The following is a 17732-nucleotide window of genomic DNA, read 5'->3' as shown; positions in this document are numbered from 1 at the left end:
ATAAATAGGTAAAAAGATTGTTGGAATGTTACTTGCTCAACCCTAATTAACACTATGTAAGAGGGGTGACATTATGCTGAGTTCTACCTTATTCAGTCGTTTATTAATACTGGGGTTACTCGTATTGAGCTGCGGGTTATTTAGCTCGAATTCTAGGGCTGGGGCGTTCGCTACCTGCCCATCAAAAGCCTTCCTTGTGCAGCAGGGCATTGCACAGTTATACGGCGTAAATCTTGTGACAGGCCAATACTCGTTATTGTCTGGCGATTTAGGCACTACCAATAAAATTAATGGTGTGGGCTTTAGTTTTCACGATAACTACATTTACGGTTGGGGTTATGAGTGGGGAACCTTAGTTCGTATTGGCGATGACTACCAAGCGACACCAATAACCATTGAAAATAATCCCGGTGGGAATTTCTATGTCGGTGATGTTGCGCTTAGCGAGAACAGCTACTTTTTTTACAGAAAGGGCAATGGTTTATACAAGATTCCACTTGATGAACAGCACAGTAATTACCTAGTCGCTGAAAAGGTTGCGAGTGGCAGTGCGTTACCACTGACGATATTTGATTTAGCTTTTCATCCTGACAACTCATTTGCTTACAGTGTCGATAACAAAGGCCGCTTGCACAAAATTGATGCCTCAGCAGGCACCAGTGAAATGCTAGGCAATGTTGGTCAATCAGGCACATTTGGGGCGGTTTATTTTGATGTCGATGGCAATTTTTACATTAGCCGTAACAGTGATGGCTATGTGTTTATTATTGATGTTGATGCGCAATCGCCACAAGCGGAGCTATTTGCTTACGGCCCCAGTTCGTCAAATAACGACGGTGCCCGTTGCGCAACCGCGCCAATTGTTGATGACTCTGTTGCCCCCACGGTTGACTATGGCGATGCCCCTGACAGCTATCGCACATTACTCGCCAGTAATGGTGCACGCCACAGTGTGGGGAGCAACTTTTTAGGCGCTAGGATTGATGCGGAGCACAATGCTCAGCTTTATCCAGCAAGCGATGATACCAGTGGTGTTAATGATGATGATGGTGTGGTGTTTATCACCCCGCTAATTGCCGGTATGAGTGGTTTGTTGCAAGTAACGGCTACTGGTGGTGGCTACGTTAATATCTGGGTTGATTTTGATCAGGACGGGACGTTTTCAGAAAGCGAAAAGCTACTGACAGATCATTATCTTTACAATTCAAGTGAAACCTTACTCGTTGAAACGCCGTTCGAAGCGGTAGCCGGTTACACATGGGCGCGAGCACGATTAACTACCGAGCCAGGTATTATCGCCTATGGTGGCGTGACTGACGGTGAAGTTGAAGACTATCGCGTTTACGTGACGAATCCAAACCTGAGTCAGATAAAACACAATACGTATTTCATTGCATTTGAAGACAACTGGCCAGAAATGGGGGACTACGACATGAATGATGTCGTGATTAAGCAAGAGTCATCAATATTACTGAGTCAAAACAATGAAATTCATCAACTGGAAATTACCGGTGAAATGATGGCTTACGGTGCGGCCTACGCCAATGGCTTCGCTATTCAAATTGACAATGTTGTACCAAGCACAGTCAATCAAGCGCTGGTTCGATTTGAAATTAATGGCGTTGCCCAAACGGCGTCTCTAGTAGAAGCTGGCACAGACTCACTGGTACTGATGATTTCTGATAACTTGGGTGACTACTTCAGTGCAAAGTCGGGCTGTAGTTTCTATAAAACCCAATCAGGCTGCCGCAATGGCGAACAAATGAAGTTTAGCTTGCAGGTGCCGTTTATCACACCGATTGCTTATAGCGCGTTTCCACAGGCACCGTTTAACCCATTTATCTTCGCTAAACCAGCAACTTATCACGGTGATTCATTTTTCCATCCCGGTCGCAGTATGGAAATTCACCTGAAAAACAAAATGCCAACATCAAAAATGGACACAGGTTACTTTGGCTTAGCATCAGATCGCACCGATCTGGCAGCAGGTCACACTTTCCAAACTGAAACAGGGTTACCTTGGGCGTTAGCCATTAATCCGGGCTCATCACAAAATTGGCGTCATCCATTAGAAAAAGTCGACTTACTCGAGGCTTACCCAATGTTTCGAGATTATGTAAGCAGTAGTGGTGTTTCTTCAGGCGATTGGTACACGGAAAGCAAGGCGAATTCGGCCAGGGTCTACAAGTAATAATATTGATTAAGACATATATCTTTTTAAACAACGGCTTATTAGTAAATGTGTTTGCGACAAAAACCATTTACTAATAAAAGCGAGGTGAATTATGAACACAGTAACAAGAATGGCTTTAGTAGCTCTGCTACCTTTGGTATTAGCAGCATGCGGTGGCGGTGACGATAGTAGTAGTGCTTCACCCGCCCCACAACCTGCGCCAGCTACACCAGCTGATAGCGGTGCCAGTGATAGCAATACAGAGCAAACTGAAACAGAGACTGCCAATCAAGCTGCCGACACGACAGCAGAGCTGATCAGTACGCCAGAATTCGAGTTTACTGGCACTTTTGAGTTGAACGTTAAAGTCGCGCCTGCACCTGCGGGAAGTGTGCAATATTACGTGAATATCTGTAGTGACTTTGAGCAACTTGAGGCTACAGAGGCTAAGCCTGCTAGCTGGCTAGTTAACTACGATAGTTGCTTATTACGTACGTTTGTCACTTCACAGGAGCAAGTATTTAACTTGTCGTTAAGTGAATCGCAAAGTGAGTTGATTGCCCAAATTTGGCCTATGGAAAACGGTGCTATTCCTGTGAATATGTTTTGGCAAAAACAGTCGCAAGCAAGCGAGTGGATAATCGCCTTGTAACATGGGAGGTATATTGGCTCTATTGTTATCGGCCCCGCTTTGGCGGGGATTTTTTCTGGCTTGGGGAGTGAACTCACCCAAGCTCTGTTTATCACTGTGAGCAATAAAAACTATATTTAGCAATGGCTTAGTGCCTTGAATTGAACTAATAAGCTCCCCCGCTTCCTTTCTAAAAAAGCAGCAGCCCTTTAAACATTAAACAATGCACCTTTCTATTAGCATTTGCGCTGCATTTCTCTAAACGTGAGTTTGCAACTCTCGCAACTCTCGCAGTTCTTGCAATTAAACAAGTCACTGCATTGCAATTTGCAAAACTACTGGTGGTTTGATTTTTGTTTTTCTATAAATATCTTTTAAAAACAGTGGTTTAATTTTTTTATTTGCTTGGTACATAAATTGAAATAGAAGTAACAGTAGAGAACTAACAACACGGAAAAGTAGGTACAGCCTGCTTAAATGGATGCCAAAGGTTAGCAAGATGCAAGTAATGAACAGACAACGAGTAAAACAAGTCGCCATGATGATATGGCTACTGAGCGCTCCTTTCGTGTTGACGGGCTGTGCATCTACGCTACTAATGAGTGCTTTGCAACAAGACCAACACGCTACGAACCAAGCGCCTACCGTTAATCATCAGGTATTAAACGCAATTCAATCGCTACGGGCATTACAGGCTAAACAGCAGCCTAATCAGCAAAATAGCGCATATCAATCGGCACACAGTAAATTTAATCGAGAGGATATTACTTTCGAATATCCGTTAAGCAATACCGAGTTAGCGGTTGTTGATCGTTTAGCACTAATGCAGCTGCTTAATCGCTCACAAGCGTTGACGCTGCACATAGCGCCTGCTAAAGCCAATAGCCTGTGGCAGCAGTTGTCGCTGACCCAAAAAAGGGTAGCGGCGTTGCAAGCCATGGCTGCTAAGCAGAACAGAATGCTTGTTATCGAATTTCAGCCGTCACTTGCTGACGATACCTTGTTGATCAAAGTGGAGGTGTAATGTGAATACCGCTGTGATTGTCAACATTCACCTATTACTTGCAGCCTTGTGGCGCAGACGTTACTTAATTGTTGTCCCACTCATTGCTTTGCCTGTGCTCGCGGCGATTGTCAGTGTTATTACCCCGCGTAACTGGCAAACCCATACCACGATTTTGGTGCAGGAGAGTGCCAAGATGAATCCCTTTTTGGAAGATTTGTCTGTTTCGACTGATTTGGAAAACAGAATCACGGCGCTCGACACCTTACTGCACAGTCGACACATGTTGTTAAAAGTGGGGGAAGACTTAGGTGAGTTAAGCCGCGAGTCTACGCCAGTAATGCAGGAAAAGTTTGTTAAGCGAGTGTCGAGCTCGCTCAGCGTTCAGCTTGTTGGCAAAGATTTGGTGAAACTGATTTATCGCAGTCAGCAGCCAGAGAACATTGACAATACCTTGTTGGCAATTCGCCATCGCTTTCTTGAAAAGCTACTGGCGCCAGAGATATCGGCAATTGCTGCTTCGGAAACGTTTTTAACAGAGCAATTGACGATTAAGAAAGCCGATTTACAAAGCGCTGAGCTTAATCTTGCGCAATTTAAACAGCAGCATGCCGACAGTTTACCGCGTTTGTACGGCAGCAATAGCAATCGCTTAGCCGAGCTTACCGAGCTTATTGCTAAGCGCAAAATTGACCTGTCAGGCGCTATTGCGGCGAAGAAAACCATTCGTACTCGTTTGGCACAGGTTGATCCTGTGATGAGCGAAATCGAGCAAAGTATCGTTGATACCAAGGGCGAGCTCGCCATTTTACGCTCTCGTTACACCGACAAGCACAGCAAAGTCCAACGGGCGCTGCGTAAACTGGCGCAATTACAAGATGAACGTGCGATTCAAAGCAAAGCCTCGTACCAGTTAGATGAGCAAGCGTTAAGCCGTTTGTGGGAGGTGGCGAATCAGATGCAAGCAGGCGATTTAGACAATCAGCAGCACCCGCTTTTAGTGTCACAGCTTAAAGAGTTGCAATCTGCGGACGGCAAAGTTGAGCAAATTCGCGAAGAACTGGCGTCGATTCAACAGCAGGCCAAACAATTACAATCGGCGATTGCGGGGACGGGCGATATGGAACGTCAACTGCAAGAGCTTGAGCGAGATTTATCGGTTAAACGAGCGCTTTACGACGATCTCTTATCACGTTTTGAGAAGGCCAAAATTACGGGCGCGCTAGGACGTTTTGAGCAACCTGAGCGCATTAAAATTATCGATGAGCCTTATCAGCCATCAATTCCCAATAATTTTCCGCTAGTGGTGTTTTTACTCGCTGGCGTAGTGGGTGGCTTGGCGCTTGGTATGGGGATGGCGTTATTCGCAGAATTAGCCGACACCACGATTCGTGCCAAAAAACAGCTAGAGGCGCTAACTCGTGTGCCAGTGTTGACACGCATTCCGAATTTAGCGGGCCAACCCGCCACAGGTAAATATTCATCAACACAGAAACACAGCATTAAGCAGCATAGCATTAAGTAAAAGTAAGCAGGAGAGCCATTATGAAGCCTACGATCGTACATGTCGTGCAACATCTAAAACCGGGTGGCATCGAAAATTTCGCTTTAGAGTTTCAGCGCGCCGCCGCGCCTTACTACGATGTGCATATCATTGCGTTGGAGCGCAGTAATAGCCAAAGCATTCAGGGTAAATATCACGGCTCAAGAAAGTTTATTCATATTCTCAACAAAAAGCCCGGTTGGCGGCCGAGTGTGGTCAGTAAAATTAAACAACTGCTGGCTGAAATTAAGCCGATGTATGTGCACACGCATCACATTGGGCCATTGATTTACGGCGGTTTAGCCGCGCGTATGTTGGGCATTAACTGTGTTATTCACACGGAGCACGACGCATGGCATTTAAAACAACAAAAGCGACGCTTATTGCAAGAGTTGTGTTTAAAGCTCGTTCGCCCAGTGTTTGTCGCAGATGCGGAGTTTGTTGCCGAGCAAGTTAAGGCGATGTTACCAGCGACGACCCCCTACGTTATTGCCAATGGTGTTGATACGGAGCACTTTACGCCAAGTGCTGTTGATAAGCGTGTACTGAAAGAGCGCGCTGACCTGCCAACAGACATGAGGTTTATTGGCTGCGCGGCGCGCTTAGAGCCCGTAAAAGCACACCATTTGCTGATTGAAGCACTCACTCAGCTACCTGACGATACTGGCTTATTGTTAGCAGGCACAGGCAGCTTGGCGCAAACCCTCAAGGCGCAAGTGAAGCAGCTCAAGTTGGAAGATCGTGTCTTTTTCCTCGGGCACTTGGATGATATGCGCGGCTTCTATCAGCTGCTTGACGTATTCTGTTTATCGTCAAGCAATGAGGGCTTGCCACTGGCGCCACTCGAAGCGCAGTCTTGTAATGTGCCCGTTGTGCTTACTAATGTTGGCGGTTGCAAAGAGGCCATTTGCCAAGCAACAGGTAAAGTGGTTGAACCAAACAATGTACAAAAGCTTGCTCAAGCCTTGAAGCAAAGGTTGGCGCAACCTTTGCAAAAGTCTCCAAGAGTGTTTGTTGAGCAAAAGCGTTCAATCAAATCCATGATCAATCAATATGTGGCGCTGACCCAACCCAGCTTGAGGGGAAAATTATGATGGTATTAACCTTAATTGCAATGTTTGCTTTCGCGGTGTTTTTGGTGATTTATCACCATGTGCTTTATCCGGTGATGCTGGCGTTGTTTGCCAAGCAAAGGAATACACCACTGCGTGAAATTAGCACTCGTCACTACGTACAAAGCGGCGAAGACGCTAATATGCGCCGTTTTTCAATCGTCATCCCTGCGTATAACGAAGCGGCTTATATCGCGGATAAAGTCAGAAACCTTGGGTGTCTAGATTACCCTAATGATCGCTTTGAATTAATTTTATTGTGCGATGGCTGTCAAGATCAAACCTATCAGTTAGCGACAGAAGCGCTGGCGGAATTGGGCTTAGAAGAGTTGGACTATCAAGTCATTAACTTCGATGTTAACCGCGGTAAAGTTGCGGTGTTAAAAGACGGTGTGAGGCGCGCCAAGTATGAACATTTAGTGTTTTCTGATGTATCAGCATTGCTGCCTGTTAACGCATTGTTGATGCTTGACAGTAACTTCCAAGACTCAACGGTAGGTGCTGTTTCTGGCGGTTATTGCTTTGCCAATAAAGGTTCGTTGGGCGAGCAAAAATACTGGCAATACCAGCGACAAGTGCGAGAACGAGAAAGCTCTGTAGGTAGTGTGATTGGCGCACATGGGGCATTTTATGCCGTTCGCTCAGATTGTTTTGAAGATATTCCTGCTAACACCATCAATGACGACTTCTTAATTCCCATGAAAGTGGTTAAGCAAGGTTATCGCGTGCTCTACGACTCGCGTGTTGCTGCGATTGAACTTGAGCAAGTTGAGTTGGCGCAAGATATGCAGAGACGTTTACGTATTGCGGCAGGTAACTTTCAACAAATGTTGATGCTCGTGCCGTTAATGAACCCTAAATACAGGTGGAACGCGGTGAATTTTGTCTCTGGTAAGGTACTGCGAGCGTTAATGCCTTTTATCTTGCTTTTCATTTTGCTAAGCAATTTAGTAATCACGGCACTTTTACCTGTTGGTTTATCGACGGCAGCTCACGGGGGAATAGAGCAACTGGCGCTTTGGTCATGGTTTTTTCAAATGACGTTAAGTGCTCAGGTGTTGTTATACGCTGGGGTGAGCCTGCTCAATGTGAGTCGCAAAGTACCGGCAAGCGGTCTCGTTAAAATAATGTGTTATATGGTGAATGGTTATTGGGTGGCGCTGATTGGCTCGACTAAGTACATGTTGGGTTTACAAGCCAAAGTGTGGTCAAAAATTAGTGACTAATTCGACCCCAAGCAATGTCAACTAAGCGTTAAGGGTATTGAAAAATACAGCAGGAGTAGTATATGAACAAGCAAGTTTTTATCACCCCAAAAGTGAGTAAAGCAAAACGGGTTTTCGACGTACTAGTATCGGTATTGGGGTTAGCTTTTAGTGCGCCGTTATTTGTTGTTATTGCCGCGGCAATTAAATTGACCAGCAAGGGGCCAGTGTTTTATCGCCAGCAGCGCATTGGTGCAATTTCTAATGCGGGCGCGAATTATTTTGAAATGATTAAGTTTCGCACTATGCGCGTTGATGCCGAAGCAGGCACTGGAGCGGTTTGGGCAAGTGCTAATGACAATCGCCTTACCCCGGTTGGGCGCTTTTTACGCAAAGTTCGTTTAGATGAGTTACCGCAGTTTATTAATGTGCTACGTGGCGAAATGTCACTTATTGGCCCAAGACCAGAGCGCCCAGAAATCGCTAAAACATTAGAAGAAAGCATCCCCTTTTATCTTGAGCGCACTTATGGTGTCGTGCCTGGGATCACTGGGCTGGCGCAAGTTAACCAAGGTTATGATACCTCGCTTGATGATGTGCGCTCGAAAATTGCTTACGACTTTGCCTATGCAATGTCGCTGACTTCCGTGAGCCGCTGGCTGTACATGGATATTAAAATTATGATGAAAACTGTGATGATTATGGTGTTGGGCAGGGGGCAATAAATGACTAGGCGATGTTTTGTATAGCTATTTATATACAGCTCATTAAGTCTGTTCTCGAAAGGTGGTAGGCGTTATTGAGGCTATTCATTGATTTTGTTTTAAAAACTACTCACGGTGTGCTTAATTATATACGCAGCTATGTATGTAACTATGTACCAAGTTGTGTATACTAATTTCAATACACTGTTTATTTGGGGCATTGAATGGCAATTCAATCAATATTAGCGGAAAAGACCGTCTCGGTAACTGAACTGAGAAAAAAGCCATGCGATTATTTTATGGATGAGCCTGTTGCAGTGTTATCTAACAATAAAACTGCTGGATATATGATAAGTGCACAAGTCTACGAGCAAATGATCGCACTGATTGAATCTCAATCTAAAATATCACGGTTTAGACCCACGCAAGAGCGGCTTTCGCAAATAGCCAAAGAAAATGCTCAAGTATTATTGGCTGCTTCTGATGAGACGCTCGGCGACTTTACAGAGTGATACGAGTATTTAAAAGTAAAGTCATCAGTAGTACGTTGTCTGAGCTAGAACTTGACAATCTTGTCAATGATTTTAAAAGCTATAAGTTAACAGGCACTGCCCCTCAATACTTAGGACGCGACGTTCCCTACGATCATCCAGGCACTCTCCCTACTGTATTGGCTGAAGAGGTTCAGCATATTCACTTAGGTAACCAAGATAATCCTTTACCATTAAATAAAATTCAATACCATCGTACAAGCGACGTTCACTTGGTATATTGTCAAGGCGCTTTAGATGGTAATTGTTACTTATTGATGGCCATATTAGCTCCTGACGCTCATAACCAAGCAAAATCTAGAGATATTATGTTTAAGCTTGGCACAATGGCGGAAAAGTTCAGGAGTCGCTTTTAGTTAAATTGAGCTTTGTGAATCCTTGGGAGCAAATTTGAGACATGGATCGAGTTAACCTTACCTGTATTGGTGGTGGCCACGGCTTGGGTCACTTACTTAGCGCCGTATCGTCATTAGCACATTGCCAAGTGACAGGCATTGTTTGTACAACTGACAATGGTGGCTCGACAGGGCGCTTGAGGGAACATAGTGACGGTATCGCGTGGGGCGATATCCGCTATTGTTTGTCAAAATTGAGTAAGCCAAACGAGATCAAGTCACTGTTGTTTGAATACCGATTCGACAATGCAGGTGAGCTGTCTGGTCACAGCCTTGGCAACTTAATGTGCACTGCGGTTGACTCGCTGTGCCTTCGTCCAACCGATAGCGTTAAAGTAATGCGTGACTTTTTAGGGATTAAAACCAAAATTTTACCTATGTCTGATCATGCGACAGACTTAGTTGGCGTGCTTAATTCTGGCGAAGAAGTTATCGGTGAATTAGCCGTTGACGAGAAGGCTGTGTTAGGTATTGAGCAATTATTGCTTCGTCCAGCGGTTCGTACGAGCGAAGAAGTCATTACTGCTATTGCCAATACCGATATACTACTGCTTGGCCCCGGTAGCTTTTATACCAGCGTGATACCGAGTTTACTGGTGGCTGGCGTTGTCGAGGCAATTAACGCGAATTCAACGCTTCAACTTTATTTTCTCGCCAATGTAAAACCTGAATTTACCTCCATTAACAATGAACTAGACAAGCAAATTAAGCTTTTTGCACAATTGGGCATTAAACATCAAATTACGTGTTTGCTACCTACGCAAAGAGCAGACGAAGCCGCTTTACTTGAACCTTGTATAAATGAATCCTATTCAAGTGAACCTGACGCAAGTGAACCTTATACAAGCGGGCATAGGGCAAGTGTGAGACTATTACCAATCGAAATTGGTGCTGATAAACACGGCCGTCATCGCATTGATGAGCTCCAACAATTGATCATACGATTAACTACGGCTTCATAAAACGCTTAAACGCTTTAAAAAGTGTATACGCAACTTTAATTGTTCAATTTATCATCGCTTACTGATAGCCAAATAGCTGGGGGCTGTTACCTGTTGGAGTTTGAGTGTCTCGAATTTGTTTTAGGTACGTGTCAAACCTGACGTCTATTTCTTTTTAACACGCATTTGTCTCGCCATTGACCTCGCGCTTTGCAATCTGCAATTCGCTCCACTGCTTTTTGCAAAAGATACATTTACTAAACTTCTGCAACGTATTTAAGTTATTGTTAAATATGGTTTTAGTTTTTTGGTTCGATGTTTGCTCTAAGTGTTAGTAGTACGAATAAATGCAAATTACACCGTCAGTAACCAGAATTCGAGGTGCTTATGTTAAATGAAATTTACAACTTAAATAATGATGTCGTGATTAAATTATTTGAAGACTTAGATGCCGATGCCGTCAAAGCAATGAAGGCCGATTTAGCGGCTTACGCTGAGCTTTCTTCAGACATCGTGATTGACCTAAAAGACGTTGATTTTATTGATTCCTCTGGCATTGGTGCCATCGTATTTTTGTACAAGCGCATGGTAGCAAAAGGCAAGTTAGTGGCGGTTGTTGGCTTGAACGAGCAGCCTAAGGAACTTTTCAAAATGCTGATGCTGGATAAAACCATTCACTGCTTTAACAGTTTAGAGCACTACGTCACCAGCGCCAGTATGTTGAAGGCGGTATAACATGAAAGCTTTATTGCAACTGTTACCAGTGTCTGAGTTAACCGTGGCTAAGCCAAGGTTAACTCCGCTAAAATTAGCCAAGCACAAGTTACTTAAACCGAGAGTTTTGCTGGCAGCTATCATGCTAAACACAGCTTTGTTGCTTGCCAGTTGTAGCGTTGCTAATCGCGCTCAAACAACTTTAGCGTCAACTGCTGCACAGCCTGCTGCGTTAAATTCAAATCAACAGGTTGTACATGAATATTTGCAAGCCACACGTTTGAAAGTCTTGTCGCTCACCACGCGGTTAAGCCATCAATGTTTGGCGGGGCAGCTTGACGTTAGCTACCGTTTGTTGAACCAGACTGAGCAAGAAGTTGCTGGGCAAATGTACGCAGATGCGTTTATTACGCTTACTCACTTAGATCGTCAGGTACGTAAGCTTGAATGTATCCAAGGCTACATTGAAGGTCACTTTGGTTGCCATCAAACTGAAAATATCACGGTACTAAGAGACTGGTATAAAGAAGGGCCGTTCGATCAATGTGATCGCAACCCCGCTTTTGCTGATACTCGCTTGAACCGTTTAACCGCGGCGAATCAGTTTGAAGCAGCCAATCAATCTGAAACAGAGAGTGTTGAGCCAAGCCGTCATACGATTATCACTGAAACACTGCATGACTTTGACCAAGCTGGCATCAAGCCTATTTACTTTCCAGCGCTCGATAAGCTCGTGGCGCTAATGCTGTCATTTCCCGACTCAACATTAGTGATATCAGGGCATGCAGACAGTCTGGGCAGTGAAAAATACAACCTAGGTTTAAGTCAACAACGCGCTCAGCAAGTGGCTGACTATTTTACCGCGGCAGGCGTTGCGAGTAGCAAGATTCAAATTAAGGCGCTAGGCGAAACTGCGCCACGCCAAGTAGCGACTTCGCCCGTGCAGCGCGTTTTTAACCGTTACACACAAGTCTCGTTAAGTTTGGTATTGCCATCAACAGCCAAAACATCTTCGCTATCCCTTGCTAGCAGTAAATAGCAAGAGGCCAAGCAACAGCAAGTAAGAAGCATGGAGGTGAACAATGAATAAGTGGACTATATTTTTCTGGTTAATATTCACGACTTTCCTAGCGTTACCAATGAGTGGCTTAGCGCAAGAGCCCGTTGTGCTGCGCGCAGGTGATATCGTAAAACTCAACCTGCCAGGTGAGGCGGACTTCGAGCAGAACTTTCAAATTAACCAAGACGGTATGCTAATGCTACCTGAAGTGGGTCAAGTCACTTTGGGGGGCATGCAGCTACCAGCAGCTACGCAACACGTGAAGGCGTTGTTAGCTGAACAATATCGCGCCATAGATGATTTCGCATTGTTGTTAATTGAGCGCCGCTTACCAGTGCGTGTACTTGGCTTTGTCAAAGCACCGGGTATGATTGATTTACCCGCCGATGGCAACATACAGCTTGCTTTGCAACAAGCGGGTGGGCCAAGCGCGGGTGCTCAGCTAGATAAAATTCAGTTAAACCGCGCAGGCGAAATTACGGCCTTTGATTACAAAAAATATTTAGACACAGGTGATTTTGCGATTCTGCCGGAATTACAACCGTTAGACGTTATCTTTGTACCAGCTTCTCCTTTGATTGGTAATGTGCAAATGGACTTTGATGCGGCGACGCTATCGGCGAGTGGTGATGGCGCGGAGGCTGGAACAGCGATCAAAGTATTTGGTGAGGTATTAAAACCAGGTGTGTTTTCTTACAAAGCCGGCAATACAGTGGTTGATATGTTAATGCGCGCAGGTGGCGTAACTCGCTATGCTGGTGTTGAACATATCCGTGTCATTAACCAAGGCGTGCCTGAGTTGTTTGACCTTAAACATTACCTTGATACTGGCGACGTTGCGAGCATGCCAAAAATTACTGCGGGCTCTACTTTGTTTGTCCCTATTCAAGAAGAGGAAATTAAAACCGGGTTACGCACTATTTATGTGATGGGGGAGGTGTTTAAGCCCGGGGCGTATGAAGCGCCAGACGGTACAGCTTTCTTTGATATTTTAGCCAATGCTGGTGGCCCAACTCGTTTTGCGGAAAGCCGCCAAGTACGTATTATCCGCGCTTCAGGCGAGGTCGACGCATTTGATTTACAAGCTTATACCGAAGGCCTTTCAGCTCGCAAAATTCCAGAAATTTCACCTGGTGACGCGATATTTGTACCGGAAAAAACCGATATGAATGAAAAGTCATGGCTAAAAATTACACCTGACCGCGCTATTCGCGTTATTGGCGCGGTGATCAAGCCCGGTCGTTATGAGTGGGGCGATGAAATGTCATTTCTCGATATCTTGGCGCACGCCGGCGGCCCTACACAAGATGCTGATATTTCACAAATTAAGGTACTAAAAGACGGCCAAGCCAGTCGTGAAAAACCGTTTGATTTAGCGGCATTTATTACCGATGGTGGTGACTTTTCATTGTTACCCCAAGTCTCGGCTGGCGATACCATTATTGTCCCTGAAAAACCAAGAGATGTTATCGACAATAAAGCTCGTTGGTTGCGCCAGTCACAAGAAAGTTCAATTTACGTGTTTGGTCAAGTAGGACAACCTGGTCGCTACGCATTCGATAACAAATTGCACTTTCTCGATATTTTGTCAGCAGCCGACGGCCCAAACCAATTTGCCGATATTCACGCGATTAAGGTGACGCATCGCAATGGCTTTACCAGCAAAGTCACCACCGTCGATTTAGGCTTGTATTTTGAGACTGGTGACGAAACCTTGCTGCCGCTGGTACGTGCAGGCGACACCATCTATGTACCACAACGAGACAAAGCTTGGCTTGATCACAAAAAAGAACAAACGGTGCGTATTATCGGTGCTGTTGCTAAGCCGGGTCGCTATACCTTTAGCGAAGCCATGACCATTTTAGATTTACTGGCAGAAGCCGGTGGCCCGACGGATAAAGCACATTTGTCTGACATCATGGTGGTCAATATCTCTAAAGCCAAAGCCAGCGAAAATCAAAGTCAGCGTTTTGATTTAGAAAAGTTCGTCAAGCGTCCAGACTTTACCAAGTTGCCTTTGGTGCGCAGTGGTGACACGGTTTATGTCCCCGATATTAGTAATAGCGATTGGAATGTATTTTTAAACAACGTAAAAGATATGGTCAGCGTTGCATCTCTAATTGCCATCACCGGAGGGTTATAAATGATGACTTCACCTAGCCACAATTTATCTAGCAACAACTTAGCTTGCGACGATCTACCCTGTCATGACTTACCTTGCCACGATCTACCCTGTCACTATGCGGAAGTTGAAGCGGTTTACAGCCAAACCTTAGGGGCTAATTATCGCACGTTAGCGGTGACTTCGGCCGCTCCGGGGGAAGGCAAATCAACCTTGGCCGAAGCCTTGGTAAAACGCGCACAAGCAGCCGGTAAAAAGGTGCTGCTAGTGGAACTTAATACCTTCAACCCTGTGTTAAAGGCGCGCTTAGATGCTGTGCAAAAACAGGCGTCTACTGTTCAAGTAAATGAAAGCAGCCAGTGCCAAGAAGCCTCTCACAAAGATCATGAGGCCGCCAGTAATGGTGATAAAAATGGTACTTTTTCGCTGAATGAACAAGGCTACAGTGTGCTGGCGGTAAGTGGCAATGTCGCTCTAATCAACCAATACCGCGAGGCGAGCCTGTTAAGTAGCGCCATTCACCATTGGTTGAATGAATTTGATTGTATCGTTTTTGACACCGCATCGCTGGCTATGCTAAATCAACACAACATTCCTGCAGATACGGTTTGCCAAATGTGCGATGGCGCAGTATTGGTCGTCGAGGCGGGCAAAACTCCTGCTAATCTAATAGAAGAGGGAATTGAAAAGTTGGTGGCAAAACAGGTAAATATTGTTGGCACTGTGATTAACGATAAAACCAATCCATCGCTACTGGCTGAAATGATCCGTGAAACCTACAAGCTTGATCCTTGGCTACCGAACCTGATGCGTAAGCTAAGAGCCAAATTAGCGGATGTAGTAATGTTAAACGTAGCTGTATAAAGGGAATTACGATGACGTTATTTGACCGAAAAACAGAGCATAAGCACTGCGCGCCTTTTACTAACAAAAGTAGTCAGGAAGGTAGTAACGAATACGGCAGAGATGGTGATCATGAGGTGAGCAATATGTCGGATAACAAGCTATCGCGCCACGAACGATTGAATGACGCGGCATCACACAAGCCAATAAAACAGCTAAACCAGCCAAGTCCGCCAAACCCGCTAAATCAAACAGGCGAAACATCATCTGTCGAAGCTAATCAGGCACCTGTTCGCATACTTTTTGTCGATGACGAACGTGCCATTTTGGCTGCGATTAAGCGCTTAACACGCAATATTGCTGCGCATTTTGAGTTTGTCACAAGTCCATTAAAAGCGTTGGAAATTATTGCCCAGCAAAACATCGATATTATTGTCTCTGACATGCGAATGCCAGAGATGGACGGGGTGACGTTTTTGTCTGAGGTTGCGGCGAACTATCCTGAGACTATTCGTATTATGCTAACTGGCAATGCCGATTCAGAGTTAGTGATGTCGGCCATTAACAAAGGGCGAATTTGGAGTTTTATTGAAAAACCGTGGGACAGTGAGCAGCTGATCCTTACGTTGCAGCAAGCAATACAAACACGCAATTTAATGCGCAGTCGTGTCAATCATTTGTACCACGAATTAGAGCAAGCCAAACTTGCTGCCGATTCTGGCTCGCAAGAAAAAAGTAACTTTTTAGCCGTAATGAGTCATGAAATTCGCACGCCGATGAATGCGATGTTGGGCTCGATGGAGTTATTGACCAGTACTGCATTAGATGACCATCAACGACAGCTGCTAAACAACGCCTTAACTGCTGGCGAGTCGTTGTCGACACTGGTGAACGACATTCTGGACTTCTCCAAAATAGAAGCAGGTAAACTGCAACTGACGCCGCATGAATTTAATACCCTAGATCTCGTTGACGATTTACACAGCCTCTTTATTGAGCGCGCGAAAGAGAAAGGCATTGGCCTGATGTTTTGTCTGTCGCCACAGCTATCTAGTCAATTGATGTTAGACGAGCAACGGGTAAAGCAGATCCTGATCAACCTGATCGCCAATGCGATTAAATTTACCCAACACGGCGGAGTTGAGGTCAGTATTTATGCCAACGATAGCGTCCTTCAGTGTGAAGTCAGAGACACTGGCGTAGGTATTAAAAATGAAGATATCTCTAAGTTGTTCAAGAAGTTTGTACAGGCTGATTCTTCCTATAAGCGCCAGTTTGAGGGGACCGGGCTTGGCTTAGCGATCACCAAACAACTGGCGGAATTGATGGGCGGTGAAATTAGAGTTGGCTCAAAAGAAGGGGAAGGCAGTACGTTTTTGGTGGTGATTCCTCATCAGCATTACACCCAGCCACTAGTGGCTAGCGAGTCTCTGACTCACAAGCAAATGACGTTTGTGAATTTTAGCCCCTTCTATGAAAATGCGATAAAAAAACAGCTGCATTTATGGCAATGTCAGGTAGATTTTGTTCGTGATTCTAGTGGCGGTAGCCAAGTTATTCAGCAATTAGCCTCGCTACAAGCTAATCCGCAAAGTCCTTTACAACACCAATTACAACGTCAGGAGCAAGAGGACAACACTTATGACGAGGTGCTGCTCTTTAACGAAGGCGAAACGCGCTGGCTAGCATCCCCCAGTGAGCTGATGGCCTTAGTGCTAGGGCAGGCGGTTTCCAAGAAAGATATCGAGCCTGGGCCTTGCGATAACTTAACCGGGCATGGCGAGCGCATTTTAGTGGTAGAAGACAGCTTGCCTAACCAACTGGTGATAACAACTATGCTTGAGCGCGCTGGTTACCAAGTGGATATTGCCAATAATGGTGCCGAGGCGGTGAAACAAGTGGAATGCGAGCGCTATGCCTTGGTGCTGATGGATTTGTCGATGCCCGTGATGGATGGTGCACAGGCATGTCGTATTATTCGCAGTAAATCACCGCAGTTTAAGCAGTTGCCTATTTGGGCAATGACAGCTAATGTCACTAAAGATGATATGCAGCATTGCTTTGCGGCGGGCATGAACGAGTTTGTTGAAAAGCCAATTAACAGAGAGCAGCTACTGTTAAAAATATACAGCTATTTTGAACAAATACGTCAACAGCAGTCGTTATCAAACACAGTTGCTAACTCAGACAGAGAACAAGCCAATTTAACAAGCACTGTCGAAATCAATGCCGAAACCAATGCCGAAACAAATGCCAAAACAACTGTAGCAACTAAGCGAGAACCATCGCCAATCACTCAGCATAGCGCGGCACTGAGCGCATCGCCTAAGTCGGCAGCTGATAAGAAAATCATTGAAAAACCGATTATCGACCAACTGTTAGTGGATACTGGAGAAGAGATTTTTCAACGCGTACTGCATCTCTTTGTTGATGAAACACGACGCCGTATTGCGGTTATTGAGCAAGCGCAAATTAAAGCCGATGCGAGTCAAATTGAAAAAGAAGCGCATGCCATCAAAAGCAGTGCAGCCAGTGTTGGTGCCATAGGACTTGGCGAACTAGCTAAACAGCTTGAGCACGTGTGTCAGCGTCAACCAAGCAATGGGCAACTATCAGACGCGACGATTAGCTTAGTCGAGCAAGTTTCTGAGTCGGCAGTACTGGCATTACAGGCACTAGAGCAAGATTATCTTGGCCACAGTGCGGGTTGAGACCTGACTTATTAACCCGCACTA

15 protein-coding genes are annotated in these 17732 nt (G+C 45.2%); all 15 read left to right on the top strand.

Annotation, left to right across the window (positions count from 1 at the left end):
- The first annotated feature begins 73 nt into the window (after positions 1–73).
- The 15 genes from DXX93_RS16630 to DXX93_RS16555 all read left to right on the top strand — a co-directional run bounded on the left by DXX93_RS16630 (position 74) and on the right by DXX93_RS16555 (position 17708).
- On the top strand, positions 74–2191 hold the full coding sequence (locus DXX93_RS16630) for an LruC domain-containing protein (protein ID WP_116009090.1): 2118 nt from the start codon (positions 74–76) through the stop codon (positions 2189–2191).
- 94 nt (positions 2192–2285) lie between these two features.
- Positions 2286–2825 carry a hypothetical protein gene (locus DXX93_RS16625; RefSeq protein WP_181902242.1) on the top strand — a complete coding sequence of 180 codons (540 nt, stop codon included), beginning with the start codon at positions 2286–2288 and terminating at the stop codon, positions 2823–2825.
- A 487-nt stretch (positions 2826–3312) separates the two neighbouring features.
- Entirely contained in the window at positions 3313–3828 is a 516-nt protein-coding gene (locus tag DXX93_RS16615; RefSeq protein WP_147302707.1) for a hypothetical protein, read from the top strand.
- Position 3829: 1 nt separating this feature from the next.
- The gene (locus DXX93_RS16610) at positions 3830–5332 is read left to right on the top strand and encodes a GumC family protein (protein WP_116009086.1); all 1503 of its coding nucleotides are present in this window, start codon (positions 3830–3832) and stop codon (positions 5330–5332) included.
- A 20-nt stretch (positions 5333–5352) separates the two neighbouring features.
- Entirely contained in the window at positions 5353–6444 is a 1092-nt protein-coding gene (locus DXX93_RS16605) for a glycosyltransferase (RefSeq protein WP_116009085.1), read from the top strand.
- Positions 6441–7688 carry a glycosyltransferase family 2 protein gene (locus DXX93_RS16600; RefSeq protein WP_116009084.1) on the top strand — a complete coding sequence of 416 codons (1248 nt, stop codon included), beginning with the start codon at positions 6441–6443 and terminating at the stop codon, positions 7686–7688. The genes DXX93_RS16605 and DXX93_RS16600 overlap by 4 nt, the downstream gene beginning before the upstream one ends.
- Before the next feature lie 62 nt (positions 7689–7750).
- Positions 7751–8392 carry a sugar transferase gene (locus DXX93_RS16595; protein ID WP_116009083.1) on the top strand — a complete coding sequence of 214 codons (642 nt, stop codon included), beginning with the start codon at positions 7751–7753 and terminating at the stop codon, positions 8390–8392.
- A 203-nt stretch (positions 8393–8595) separates the two neighbouring features.
- Positions 8596–8883, top strand: a complete 288-nt coding sequence (gene yafN, locus DXX93_RS16590) for a type I toxin-antitoxin system antitoxin YafN (protein WP_116009082.1) — start codon at positions 8596–8598, stop codon at positions 8881–8883.
- The gene (locus DXX93_RS16585; RefSeq protein WP_116009081.1) at positions 8880–9278 is read left to right on the top strand and encodes a type II toxin-antitoxin system YafO family toxin; all 399 of its coding nucleotides are present in this window, start codon (positions 8880–8882) and stop codon (positions 9276–9278) included. Before yafN ends, DXX93_RS16585 begins: the two co-directional genes overlap by 4 nt.
- Positions 9279–9319: 41 nt before the next feature.
- Complete coding sequence (locus DXX93_RS16580) at positions 9320–10279, top strand: gluconeogenesis factor YvcK family protein (RefSeq protein ID WP_116009080.1); 960 nt, start codon at positions 9320–9322, stop codon at positions 10277–10279.
- A gap of 366 nt (positions 10280–10645) precedes the next feature.
- Complete coding sequence (locus tag DXX93_RS16575) at positions 10646–10993, top strand: STAS domain-containing protein (protein ID WP_116009079.1); 348 nt, start codon at positions 10646–10648, stop codon at positions 10991–10993.
- 1 nt (position 10994) lies between these two features.
- The gene (locus tag DXX93_RS16570) at positions 10995–12011 is read left to right on the top strand and encodes an OmpA family protein (RefSeq protein ID WP_116009078.1); all 1017 of its coding nucleotides are present in this window, start codon (positions 10995–10997) and stop codon (positions 12009–12011) included.
- Positions 12012–12111: 100 nt separating this feature from the next.
- A complete protein-coding gene (locus DXX93_RS16565) occupies positions 12112–14175 on the top strand; it encodes a polysaccharide biosynthesis/export family protein (protein ID WP_116009077.1) in 2064 nt (687 codons plus the stop codon).
- Positions 14176–15018, top strand: a complete 843-nt coding sequence (locus DXX93_RS16560; protein ID WP_116009076.1) for a tyrosine-protein kinase family protein — start codon at positions 14176–14178, stop codon at positions 15016–15018.
- Positions 15019–15029: 11 nt separating this feature from the next.
- Positions 15030–17708, top strand: coding sequence for a response regulator (locus DXX93_RS16555; protein WP_116009075.1), 2679 nt, complete (start codon positions 15030–15032; stop codon positions 17706–17708).
- Positions 17709–17732 lie beyond the last annotated feature (24 nt).

This window comes from Thalassotalea euphylliae (assembly GCF_003390335.1).
Lineage (GTDB): Bacteria > Pseudomonadota > Gammaproteobacteria > Enterobacterales > Alteromonadaceae > Thalassotalea_F > Thalassotalea_F euphylliae_B.
This window is presented reverse-complemented; position numbering and strand designations above follow the sequence as displayed.